Source organism: Sphingomonas bacterium (assembly GCF_903644135.1).
Lineage (GTDB): Bacteria > Pseudomonadota > Alphaproteobacteria > Sphingomonadales > Sphingomonadaceae > Sphingomonas.
On record NZ_CAHJXA010000051.1, the window covers coordinates 1 to 11724 of the forward strand.

At 67.5% G+C, this 11724-nt stretch carries 10 protein-coding genes; 3 read left to right on the forward strand and 7 right to left on the reverse strand.

The window, feature by feature from the left end; genetic code table 11:
- The 3 genes from leuS to holA form a co-directional block, all read left to right on the forward strand.
- On the forward strand, positions 1-1776 hold a 1776-nt coding region (leuS, locus tag HUU96_RS04525), incomplete at its 5' end, for a leucine--tRNA ligase (protein WP_174291666.1).
- Positions 1773-2276, forward strand: a complete 504-nt coding sequence (lptE, locus tag HUU96_RS04530; protein ID WP_174291667.1) for an LPS assembly lipoprotein LptE — start codon at positions 1773-1775, stop codon at positions 2274-2276. The genes leuS and lptE, both read left to right, overlap by 4 nt.
- Positions 2273-3292 carry a DNA polymerase III subunit delta gene (gene holA / locus HUU96_RS04535; protein ID WP_174291668.1) on the forward strand — a complete coding sequence of 340 codons (1020 nt, stop codon included), beginning with the start codon at positions 2273-2275 and terminating at the stop codon, positions 3290-3292. Before lptE ends, holA begins: the two co-directional genes overlap by 4 nt.
- On the opposite strand, the gene HUU96_RS04540 is transcribed toward holA, so the two are convergent.
- The 7 genes from HUU96_RS04540 to HUU96_RS04570 form a co-directional block, all read right to left on the reverse strand.
- Positions 3289-4173 (reverse strand): ParB/RepB/Spo0J family partition protein, encoded by an 885-nt coding sequence (locus tag HUU96_RS04540; protein WP_174291669.1) that lies wholly within the window; start codon positions 4171-4173, stop codon positions 3289-3291. The two genes, holA and HUU96_RS04540, sit on opposite strands and share 4 nt — an antisense overlap.
- A complete protein-coding gene (locus HUU96_RS04545; protein ID WP_174291674.1) occupies positions 4170-4949 on the reverse strand; it encodes a ParA family protein in 780 nt (259 codons plus the stop codon). The genes HUU96_RS04540 and HUU96_RS04545 overlap by 4 nt, the downstream gene beginning before the upstream one ends.
- Positions 4946-5500: a 16S rRNA (guanine(527)-N(7))-methyltransferase RsmG gene (gene rsmG / locus HUU96_RS04550; RefSeq protein WP_254604991.1), complete on the reverse strand. Its 555-nt coding sequence runs from the start codon at positions 5498-5500 to the stop codon at positions 4946-4948. The genes HUU96_RS04545 and rsmG overlap by 4 nt, the downstream gene beginning before the upstream one ends.
- Positions 5501-5550: 50 nt before the next feature.
- Positions 5551-7299 (reverse strand): tRNA uridine-5-carboxymethylaminomethyl(34) synthesis enzyme MnmG, encoded by a 1749-nt coding sequence (gene mnmG / locus HUU96_RS04555; RefSeq protein WP_174291671.1) that lies wholly within the window; start codon positions 7297-7299, stop codon positions 5551-5553.
- 54 nt (positions 7300-7353) lie between these two features.
- On the reverse strand, positions 7354-8640 hold the full coding sequence (gene mnmE, locus HUU96_RS04560) for a tRNA uridine-5-carboxymethylaminomethyl(34) synthesis GTPase MnmE (RefSeq protein ID WP_174291675.1): 1287 nt from the start codon (positions 8638-8640) through the stop codon (positions 7354-7356).
- Entirely contained in the window at positions 8637-8876 is a 240-nt protein-coding gene (locus HUU96_RS04565; protein WP_174291672.1) for a DUF6489 family protein, read from the reverse strand. The genes mnmE and HUU96_RS04565 overlap by 4 nt, the downstream gene beginning before the upstream one ends.
- Positions 8877-8957: 81 nt before the next feature.
- The coding region (locus HUU96_RS04570; RefSeq protein ID WP_174291673.1) for an error-prone DNA polymerase at positions 8958-11724 on the reverse strand (2767 nt) is incomplete at its 5' end.

The following is an 11724-nucleotide window of genomic DNA, read 5'->3' on the forward strand; positions in this document are numbered from 1 at the left end:
GTCGAGGTGTTCACCACCCGCCCCGACACCATCTTCGGCGCGAGCTTCGTGGCGGTGGCGGCCGACCACCCGATCGCGCAGGCACTCGCCGCCGACCGGCCGGAGGTCGCCGCGTTTGTCGAGCGCTGCAAGCTTGGCGGCACCACCGCCGCCGAGATCGAGACGGGCGAGAAGCTGGGCTTCGACACCGGCCTGACCGCGCGGCACCCGCTCGATCCGGCGTGGGAGTTACCGGTCTACATCGCCAACTTCGTACTGATGGAATATGGCACCGGCGCGGTGTTCGGTGTGCCTGCGCACGACCAGCGCGACCTCGATTTCGCGCGCAAATACGACTTGCCGGTCACCCGCGTGGTGTCGGACGGCGCGGTCACCGACCCGGCGTTCGCCGGCGACGAGGCGTATACCGGCCCTGGCAGCATCGTGAACTCGCGCTTCCTCGACGGGCTGGACATCGCCGCCGCCAAGCGCATGGTGATCGAGCGCGCCGAGGCGGAGGGCTGGGGCAAGGGCTCGACCGTCTTCCGCCTGCGCGACTGGGGCGTCAGCCGCCAGCGTTACTGGGGCACGCCGATCCCCATCGTCCATTGCCCGTCGTGCGGCGTCGTGCCGGTACCGGCCGACCAGCTGCCGGTGGTGCTACCCGAGGACGTGGCGTTCGACATTCCCGGCAATCCGCTCGACCGTCATCCGACCTGGAAGCACGTCGCCTGCCCCGCCTGCGGTGAGCCGGCGCTGCGCGAGACCGACACGCTCGACACCTTTGCTGATTCGTCGTGGTATTTCATCCGCTTCGCCAGCCAGCCCGACTACCGGCCGTTCGATCGCGAGGTCGCGGAGCGCTGGCTGCCGGTCGGCCAGTATATCGGCGGGGTCGAACATGCGATCCTACACCTGCTCTATGCGCGCTTCTGGACGCGGGCGCTCAAGCATATCGGGATGCTTGACATCGCCGAGCCGTTCACCGGGCTGTTCACGCAAGGGATGGTGACGCACGCCACCTTCAAGGCCGCCGACGGCCGCTGGCTGACCCCCGATGAGGTGAAGGACGGCATCGAGATCGCCACCGGCCAGCCTGTGACGGTCGGCGGCGTGACGAAGATGTCGAAATCGAAGAAGAACACCGTCGATCCCGAGCCGATTGTCGACCAATATGGTGCCGATGCGGTACGCTGGTTCATGCTGTCCGACTCGCCGCCCGAGCGCGATCTGGAGTGGAGCGAGAACGGCATCGAAGGCGCGTGGCGCTTCGTCCAGCGGCTGTGGCGGCTGGTCGAGAGCGAGGGGACGGCCGCCGGAGCCGATGACCTGCCGCTGCGCAAGCTCGCTCACCGCACCGTCGCCGGCGTCGCCGCAGCGATCGAGGGGCTGCAGTTCAACAAGGCGGTGGCGCTGCTCTACACCCTCGCCAACGCGGTGGAGAAGGCGGCGGCGTCGTCCGACCGGCGTGATGCCGCTCGCACGCTGCTGCTCCTCGCCAGCCCGATGACGCCGCACCTTGCCGAGGAAGCCTGGGCGGCGCGCGGGGAGGCCGGCCTGATCGCCGACGCCGCCTGGCCGGCGGTTGACCCGGCGTTGCTGGTCGACGACGAAGTGACGATCGCCATCCAGGTCAACGGCAAGCTGCGCGACACGCTGACATTGCCCAAGGGCGCCGCGCGCGAGGCGCTGGAGGAGGCGGCGCTCGCGTCCGCCAACGTCGTGCGTATCCTCGACGGCAAGCCGCCGCGCAAGGTGATCGTCGTGCCCGACCGCCTGGTCAACCTCGTCGCATGAAGTGGGTCGCCCCCCTGCTGCTTGCCGGCATCGCTCTGGGCGGCTGCGGCCTACACCCGCTTTACGGCGGCGGTGGCAGCGGTGCCGTCGCCACCGCGCTCGACCGGATCGACGTCTCGCCGATCGAGGGCAAGGCCGGCTGGTTGATGGCCAATGCCCTGCGCGACCGGCTTGGCGCGGGCGGCAGTGGCGGCACATCGCTCTACCGCCTCGACGTCAAGCTCGACGACCAGATCGCCGGGCTCGGTATTCGCCCCGACAACAGCGTCAGCCGCGAACGGCGCACCTTGCGCGCCCGTTTCCAGCTGGTCGATGCGGCCAGCGGCAACGTCGTCCTCGACGCGACCGCTGGTTCCGATGTCGGCATCGATGTGGTCAGCTCCGAATACGCCACGATCGCTGCCGAGAACACCGCCACGGAGCGACTGTCGGCGATCGTCGCCGATCAGATCGTCGCTCGCGTCGCCCTGTACGCACGCCGATCCGCTAAGCCGAAATGAGGGTCGACGCGGCCCGCTTGCGGCCGCTGATCGCCGCGCCGCCCGACGACATCCGCCTCTATCTGCTGTTCGGCCCCGACGAAGCGGGCGCACAGGCGGTAGCGCGGCAGCTCGGTCTTGCTTTTGGCCACGGAGCGGAGCGGATCGATCTCGATGGATCGACGCTGCGCAAGGACCCTGCCAGGCTTGCCGATGAAGCCGCGTCGCTGTCGCTGTTCGGTGATCGGCGCTACATCCGCGTCGTCGCGGCCGGCGAGGAGTCGCTGGAGGCGGTCGCCGCCCTGCTCCGGGCCGATCGCGCGGGCAATCCGGTGGTCGCGCTCGCACCGGGGCTGCGGGCCACCGCCAAGCTCGCCAAGCTCGCGCTCGAATCGCCGCTCGCCTATGCCTGCGCCTTTTACGAGCCGAGCGCGGCGGAAGCGGAGAAGATCGCGCATACCCTTGCCGTCGATCTCGGCCTCCAACCCGAGCCGGGGATCGCCCGCCAGGTCGCCGAGGCGAGTGGTGGCGATCGAGCGGTGATCGCGCAGGAGCTGGAGAAGATCGCGTTGTACCTCGATGCCGGCCCCGAGCGGCCGCGACCGCTCGCCCATGCGACGCTGGAGGCGATCGGCGCGGACCTGGGCGAGACGGCGCAGACTGCCCTAATCGCGGCGATCGTCGATGGCGAGCCGGCCGCCCTGGGAACGGCGCTCGACCGCATCGGCGGGGATGGTGCGTCGCCGATCCCGTGGCTGCGGGTACTGGCTCGGCGGCTGCTCGCGCTGGCGGACATGCGGGCGGCGATCGACGGCGGCGAGCCGCCCGCCGCGGTGATGAAGCGGCACCGGGTGTTCTTTCGTGAGGAGGCGGCAACGCTGGCGGCACTGCGTCGCTGGACGCCGGCGATGCTGGCGCGGGCGGTCGCTCAGGTCCGAGGGGCGGAGCGCGGAGTCATGGCGAGTGCGAATGCCGGTCCGGTCCTGGCCGAGGCGGCGGCGCTGACGATCGCTCGCGGCATCGCCTCGCGCCGCTAGAGCGCCTCGCCGGACAGGCGCTGGCAGACCATGTCGAGCTGGTCGAGCGTCGCATAGCCGAGCGTCAGCGTGCCGCCCTTGTCGCCATGCGCGATCCGCACCTGCAACCCGAGCAGGTCGGCGAGTTGAAGCTCCAGCGCCGCGATATCGGGATCGCGCCCCTGCCCTTCGCGCCGCTCGGCCGCCGCACCGCGCGCTGCCTTGCCGTCGCGCACCAGCTTCTCGGTATCGCGCACCGACAGGCCGCGGGACACCACTTCCTGCGCCAGCGCCTCGACCTCGCGGCCGCCGAGCAGCGCGCGGGCATGACCCATGCTCAGCGAGCCGTCGACCACCTGCGCCTGCACAGCGTCGGGCAGGTCGAGCAGCCGCAGCAGGTTGGCGATGTGACTGCGCGACTTGTGGACAATCTGAGCGAGCGCGTCTTGGGTATGGCCGAACTCCGCCGCCAGCCGGCGGTACGCCAGCGCTTCCTCGATCGCGTTCAGGTCCTGGCGCTGGATGTTCTCGACCAGCGCGATCTCCAGCGTCTCGGCATCGCTCAGCTCGCGAACGATCACCGGAACTTCGTGCAGCCGCGCTCGCTGTGCCGCCCGCCAGCGGCGCTCGCCGGCGACGATCTGAAAGCCATGGCCGTGCGGCCGCACGACGATCGGCTGAACCAGACCGCGCGCAGTGATCGAGGCGGCGAGCTCATCCAGCAGCGCGCTGTCGAAATGCCGGCGCGGCTGATCGGGGTGCGGCACAAGCGAATCGACCGGCAGCATCCGAAGGCCGGCCGGCGGCTGCTTGCCCGGCGTGACTATCGCCTCCTGAGCGATGTCGCCGAGCAACGCCCCTAGGCCGCGGCCGAGTCCCGCGCGGCGTCGCGTATCGGTCATGCTGCCCTCGCCAGCGCCGGCAATCGTCCGATCAGCTCGCGAGCGAGCGCGATATAGGCCTCCGATCCGCTGCAGCGATGATCGTAGATCAACGCGGGCAGCCCATGGCTGGGTGCCTCGGACAGTCGGACGTTGCGCGGGATCACGGTCTCGAACACCACCTTGCCCAACACCGCGCGAACATCGGCCGCGACTTGGTCCGTGAGCCGGTTGCGGCGATCGTACATGGTCAGCGCAACGCCAAGGATCGACAGTCCTGGGTTGAAGCGGGCGCGGATGCGCTCGACCGTATTGAGGAGCTGCGACAGGCCTTCGAGCGCGAAGAACTCGCATTGTAAAGGCACCAGCAATGCATCGGCCGCAACCATCGCGTTGATCGTCAGCAATCCAAGCGACGGCGGGCAGTCGATCAGGACAATATCCCAGGACCGCGTCGACTGGCTCAGTGCCTGATCGAGGCGATGCGTGCGTGCGTCGAGATTGACGAGCTCGATCTCCGCGCCTGACAAATCAACCGTGGCGGGCACGATATCAAGCCGCGGCACCTTGGTCGCCACAACCGCGGCGTCGAGCGGCTTGTCATCAACAAGGACGTGATAGGTTGACCAGGTGCGTTGAGACTGACCGATGCCCAGGCCGGTAGAGGCATTGCCTTGTGGGTCCAGATCGATCAGCAACACGCTCGATCCGGTCGCGGCGAGCGCCGTGGCCACATTGATGGCGCTGGTCGTTTTGCCAACCCCGCCCTTCTGGTTTGCTACGGCTATGCACGTCACCGGGGCATCACCGCTTGGGCAAGGACGATGGCCGCCCGTGGGTTGGACATGCTCTGTTTCACGTGGAACACTCCATTCCACTGTGATGCTGCTTCTCGGACGTCAGCTTCATGCTCCTCACCCCTCAGCAGCAGCCACCGAGTCGATGGAGTAGAGCAATGTGCCGCGCTGGCAAAAAGCTTTTCGATTGGTGCCACCGCACGGGCAGATATGGTGGTCGCGTTGCAAGCCACTTGCTCGACCTTCCGTTGCTCGACCTTGACGCCCGGCAGGCCAAGCTGCTCAGCCGCGAACATGAGGAACTCGGCTCGCCGCCGTCGTGGTTCGGCCAGGGTCATCGGACGCATGGATACTGCAGCGATTGCCAGACCCGGAAACCCGCCGCCTGTACCGATGTCGAGCCACTGCTCTGTAGCGTCAGCCAATGCAAGCAACTGCACGGAATCTAGGATGTGTCGTGACCAGATTAAGCCGATCGTAGACCGCGCAATTAAATTCTGAAGATCGTTCTCGGCTATAACCAGCTTGGCAAAGTGTTCGAGCCGGCTCATGGCACTATCGCCAACCAGATGAAGGACTTGGCCTCGCGCATCCTCTTCCGTCAAGCTGCTCGCCGTTTGGTATGGAGCAGGATCGCGGACAAGGCTGCAGGTGTGACGCCGCGGATGCGGCTGGCAGCGGCCAGCGATGTCGGACGGCTCGCGGTCAGCCGCTCGACCATCTCGGAAGACAAGCCAGGGATCGTTGCAAAGGTAAGATCGACCGGCAGAGGCTGCGCCTCCTGCCGCCGTAGCTGCTCGATCTCCTTCGCTTGCCGCGCCACATAGGGATGGTAGTGCCGGTCGGTGAGAACTTCCGCAACGATGTCGGCTGGCCCCACACCCGCCAACCGCGCTTCATCGCTCGTTGCTGGTAGAGGATCGATCTGGTCGAGCGCATGACGAGCCGCCGCACGTTGCTCGTCACGACGCACAACGTGCCGCTGCCGTTCAGGGCTCAGGCACTGGGCAGCGAACGCAATGGCCGTCAGCCGCTGTTCGGCGTTGTCGGCGCGCAACGACAAGCGATACTCCGCCCGTGCCGTCAGCATCCGATAGGGCTCGGTCACGCCCTGTAGCACCAGGTCATCAATCATCACTCCGATATAGCTCGACGCTCGGTCAAGCAGCAACGGCGGGCGATCCAGCGCCTTTGCGGCAGCGTTGACGCCCGCCACCAGCCCTTGCCCGGCAGCTTCCTCATACCCGGTCGTGCCATTAATCTGTCCAGCGCAATACAGGCCCTCGATGGCTCGCGACTGCAACGTCGCGTCCAGGCCAAGCGGATCGAGATAGTCATACTCGACCGCGTAGCCGGGCACGATCATTCTGGCTTGTTCCAGACCCGGTATCGTCGCGACGATCTCCGCCTGCACATCGGTAGGAAGCGATGTGGATATACCATTTGGATAGACGGTGGCGTCGGCGAGACCCTCCGGCTCCAGGAAAATCTGGTGTCCATCCCGATCGCCGAAACGAGCGACCTTGTCCTCGATCGAAGGGCAATAACGCGGTCCAGCACCCTCGATTACGCCAGCGAACAATGGCGAACGGTGGAGTGCGGCGCGAATGACGTCATGGGTGCGCTTAGTGGTTCGAGTGATCGCGCAGTCTAGCTGAGGAAGGGCGCGGCCTTGTGTAGCCGATGACATCGTCCAATGCGCGACATCGCTTGCTTGAGGGTCTAGCCGTCCCCAATCGATCGTACGTCCATCAAGCCGAGGCGGTGTTCCCGTCTTGAGCCGTCCGATCGGCAAGCCAAGCGCCCGCAACTGCCGACCGAGCGGCAGCGACGGCCGTTCGCCCAGCCTGCCGCCGTCACTCCGTTCGTCGCCGCGAAAGATGCGCCCGCCCAGGAACGTGCCACTCGCCAAAACAACGGTGCGGGTGTCGATGACGCTGCCATCATCCAGCAGAACGCTGGTGACCCGCCCGCCAGAGAGCAGCAGTTCGATGGCCTCACCCTGAACGATGGCGACATTCTGTTTGCGGAGTAGCCGCTGGACCTCGCGCGCGTAAAGCGACCGGTCTGCCTGGACCCGTGGGCCGTGGACCGCCGATCCCTTGCTGGCGTTGAGCATACGGTAATGGATCGCGGCAGCGTCGGCGGCGCGGGCCATCACGCCGTCCAAAGCGTCGATCTCGCGAACGATATGGCCCTTGCCGACCCCCCCGATCGAGGGGTTGCATGACATTGCGCCGATGCGATCAGGGTCGTTGGTGACTAGCGCAACAGTTCCGCCGCATCGCGCCACAGCCGCCGCTGCTTCGACCCCCGCATGGCCGCCGCCAATTACAACAACATCGTACACGCTGGTTGGTTATTCCGCGGCACGGTCAGCGTCAAAGATGTTTCACGTGGAACGCTATTTGCCGATGCAGAAGCGTGAAAACAAGACGTCGAGCATGTCTTCGGTGGCGTTCATCCCAAGAGCTTCGGCCAGATGCTGGCGAGCGGAGCGCAACTGCTCCGCCTGGATCAGGATATCGTCGCCACGCTCTTCGATCGCTGCTACGGCTGAGCGGCAAGCGATCCACTCGCGGCGGTGTAGCGGCACATCGCTCGCCTGAACGATGCCGGCAGTCCTCTTCGCAATCAGGTTCCACAGTCGCTCGATACTGGCGGGATCGGCGACGCTGATGGCCAATGCGGCCGCTGGTGGGAGTGACAATCGCTCCGGTAAGTCCGCCTTGGCGTGGATGCGGACATGCTGGTCTCCTTCGGGAAGATCGTCGCCCAGCCACAACACCAAGTCGGCAATGCCCATGGAATGATGTGTCAGCGCCATACCGGCCATCTCGATCGGATCGTCGGTCGAGGCTCGCAAACCCGCGGTGTCGATCAGGACGTAGCCGACGCCGTCACGCCGTACCGGCACTTCGATCCGGTCGCGCGTGGTGCCGGCGATCGGCGACACGATGGCGGCGTCACGACCGCCGAGCAGATTGATGAGGGTCGACTTGCCGGCATTAGGCGGTCCGGCGATGACGACCCGCACGCCATCGCGCCAGCGCTCGACCGGCGGTGCCGACAGGACTTCGGTCATTTCGTCCAACAAGGCCTGCCGATCGACGGCGATGTCGGCGAGCAGGGTCGCTTCGGCCTCGACATCGCCTTCCTCGGCATGGTCGATCGACGCCTCGACGCGCGCGGACAGGTCGGTAAATCGCGCCATCCAGTCGCGGATGACGCGGCTCACCCGGCCCTCGGCGGCGGCGAGGGCGGCGCGGCGCTGCTGTTCGGTTTCGGCTTCCAGCAGATCGGCGAGCCCTGCCGCTTCGGTCAGGTCGATGCGGCCGTTGAGCAAGGCGCGGCGGGTGAACTCGCCGGGCTCGGCGCGGCGGAGCGACGGCGTGGCGAATAGCGCCTGCTCGACGGCCTCGACGACGGCACGGCCGCCATGGCAGTGCAGCTCGACCAGATCCTCGCCCGTGGCACTCGCCGGACCGGAAAACACCAGCACCAGCGCGCGGTCGAGAAGATCGCCATCAACCGCGCGCAACGATCGCAGCGAAGCCTGACGCGCCGGCGGCAGCGGCCCGGCCAGCGCTGCGGCCGCCGCCATGGCCTGTGGCCCGCTGATCCTGATGACCGCAATGGCAGCGGGCGGGCGACCGCTCGACAGTGCCGCGATCGTGTCGGTGTCGTTCAGCTTGGCGGGTCCTTGCGCGTGCCCGCCTCGAACAGGCTGCGCCAGAGGCCGAGGCCCGATTCACCCATCGGTCCCCAGTTGCGGATCAGCGCCTCGATCGCCTCGGGCTTTATGCCACCCTCGGCCATGTCGGCCAGCTTGGCGACATAGCGTTCCTGAACCGGGGCGAGATCGGGCAGCCCCATGAAGCGCCGCGCCTCCTCGGGCGTGCAATCGATCTCGACGTTCACCTTCATCGCACAACTCCTTCGATGCCGTGTACGCCTTGGCGGCATCGCACCGCAACGGGCGATCTGGCCAAGGACGGTCGGCTCCGTTCAGTGAAAATCGCGCGACGGCGGCATGATCCGCACGTCACGAGGGTGGGTCGGGCGCGGCGGGCGGGGCGCATCACCCTGGCGCGGATCGCGGCTGCGGGTCGGGACGGGGCGCAAGACGATGTCGACCGGCATCAGCGGCGGTTCCAGCACATGGGTCGACGATAGCCGCGCCAGCTCGTTGGAGCGATCGTGCGCGCGGCTGGCCATCAGGTGGACGACGCCCTCCTCGCTGCGCTGGATCACGCCTTCCAGCACCAGCAGCCGCGCCGCCATCACTGCGCGGCGGTTCGCCTCGAAGTCGCGCGCCCATATCAGCGCGTTGGTGATGCCGGTCTCGTCCTCCAGGGTGACGAAGATCGCGTTGCCCTTGCCCGGCCGCTGGCGGACCAGCACCACCCCGGCGACGACGGCACGGCGGCCATCCCTGGCCTGTCGCGCCTCGGCACTCGACATCATGCCTTCGGCGGCGAAGATCGGGCGCAGGAACGTCATCGGATGATCCTTCAGGCTCAGCCGCGTGGTCTGATAATCGGCGGCGACCTCCTCGCTGGCGGGCATCGGCGGCAGCGCGGCGTCGGGCTCCTCCCCCAGTTCGGGCGAGGCGGCGGCGGCGAACAGCGCGAGCTGCCGCGGCGGTGTGCGGCGTACCGCCCACACCGCGTCGCGGCGGCCAAGGTCGAGCGAGCCCCAGGCGTCGGCATCGGCGAGCAGCCGCAACGCGCGCGGCGGCAAGCCGGCACGAGCGGCGAGTTCCTCGATCGCGGCGAACGGGTGCGCGCGTGCCGCCACCAGATCCGTCGCCCAGTCCTCGCGGAAACCGTCGATCTGGCGAAATCCCAGCCGGATCGCGAGGCTGTCGTCGTCGCACCGCTCCAGGGCGTTGTCCCAGATGCTGGCGTTGACGTCGACCGGCCGCACGACGACGTCATGCTCGCGTGCGTCCTGCACCAATTGTGCCGGCGCGTAGAACCCCATCGGCTGCGAGTTGAGGATGGCGCAGCCGAACACCGCCGGGTGGAAGCATTTGAGCCATGACGACACATAGACCAGCCGCGCGAAGCTGAGCGCGTGGCTTTCGGGGAAGCCATAGCTGCCGAACCCCTCGATCTGCTTGTAGCAGCGCTCGGCGAAGTCGGCCGGGTAGCCGCGGCGGACCATGCCGTCGACGAGCTTGGCCTGGAAATCCTCCATGCCGCCGACATGGCGAAAGGTCGCCATCGCCCGGCGCAGCTGGTTGGCCTCGTCGCCGGTGAAGCCCGCCGCGACGATGGCGAGCTTCATCGCCTGTTCTTGGAACAGCGGCACGCCATAGGTGTCGGACAGCAGTTGCTGCAGCTCGTCGGCGGGGCCGTGCCGCGGGTGCGGCGAGGGATAGTCGACCGCCTCCTTGCCGGCGCGCCGCCTGAGATAGGGATGGACCATGTCGCCCTGGATCGGCCCGGGCCGCACGATCGCGACCTGCACCACCAGATCGTACAGCCGCTTGGGCCGCAGCCTGGGCAGCATGTTGATCTGGGCGCGGCTCTCGACCTGGAAGACGCCGATGCTGTCGCCCTTGCACAGCATGTCGTACACCGCCGGATGCTCGTCGACGGCGACGTTGTTAAGCTCCGGCCGGCCCAGCCCCGCGCCTTCCATCAAATCGAACGCCTTGCGGATGCAGGTGAGCATCCCGAGCGCGAGGATGTCGACCTTCATCAGTCCCAGACAGTCGAGATCGTCCTTGTCCCATTCGATGAAGCTGCGGTCCGCCATGCCGCCATTGTGGATCGGCACCGTCTCGTCGAGCCGCCCTTCGGTAAGGACATAGCCGCCGACATGCTGCGACAGGTGGCGCGGGAACTTGAGCAGGCGCGCGACCAGGTCCTGTAGCCGCGCCATCTCGGGATTGGCGACGTCGAACCCCGCCTGCTCGAAGCGCCGCTCCTCGAACCGGTCGGAGAAGCTGCCCCAGACGGTGCTGGTCAGCCGCTGGGTGACATCCTCGGTGAGGCCGAGCACGCGGCCGACCTCGCGCACCGCTGAGCGCGGCCGATAATGGATCACCGTCGCCGCGATCGCCGCACGATGGCGGCCGTAGCGGCGGTAGATATACTGCATCACCTCCTCGCGCCGCTCATGCTCGAAATCGATGTCGATGTCGGGCGGCTCGTTGCGCTCCGCCGACAGGAAGCGGGAGAACAGGAGGTTGTGGCGCATCGGATCGACCGAGGTGACGCCCAGCAGAAAGCAGACCACCGAATTGGCCGCCGAGCCGCGCCCCTGGCACAGGATCGGCGGCTCGCAGGTGCGAGCGAAGCGGACGATATCGTGGACGGTGAGGAAGTAATTGGCGTATTGCCACTCGCCGATCAGTCGAAGCTCCTCCTTGAGGAGCCCCACCACCTTGCCGGGCACCTGATAGTCATAGCGGTCGAACGCGTGCTGCCAGACGAGATGTTCGAGCCAGCTCTGCGCTTCCCAGCCCGGCGGCACCGGCTCGTGCGGATATTGGTAGCGTAGCTGGTCGAGGGTGAAGCCGATGCGCCCGGCAACCTCCATTGCGGCGGCGATCGCCTGCGGCTGGTCGCGGAACAGCCGCGCCATCTCCTCCGCCGGCTTGAGGTGGCGCTCGCCATTGGCGGCGAGGCGGCGGCCGGCGCTGCCCAGCACCAAGCCCTCGCGGATGCAGGTGACGACATCGTGCAGGTCGCGATCGTCGGGCCAGGCATACAGCGCGTCGTTGGTGGCGAGGAGCGGCACCCCGGCGGCGGCGGCGGTGCGG

Excerpts from the sequence above, each read along its gene's own strand:
- lptE (WP_174291667.1), top strand. The coding sequence starts at position 1,773 with ATGAAGTGGGTCGCCCCCCTGCTGCTTGCCGGCATCGCTCTGGGCGGC.
- holA (WP_174291668.1), top strand. The coding sequence starts at position 2,273 with ATGAGGGTCGACGCGGCCCGCTTGCGGCCGCTGATCGCCGCGCCGCCC.
- HUU96_RS04540 (WP_174291669.1), bottom strand. The coding sequence starts at position 4,173 with ATGACCGATACGCGACGCCGCGCGGGACTCGGCCGCGGCCTAGGGGCG.
- rsmG (WP_254604991.1), bottom strand. The coding sequence starts at position 5,500 with ATGAGCCGGCTCGAACACTTTGCCAAGCTGGTTATAGCCGAGAACGAT.
- HUU96_RS04565 (WP_174291672.1), bottom strand. The coding sequence starts at position 8,876 with ATGAAGGTGAACGTCGAGATCGATTGCACGCCCGAGGAGGCGCGGCGC.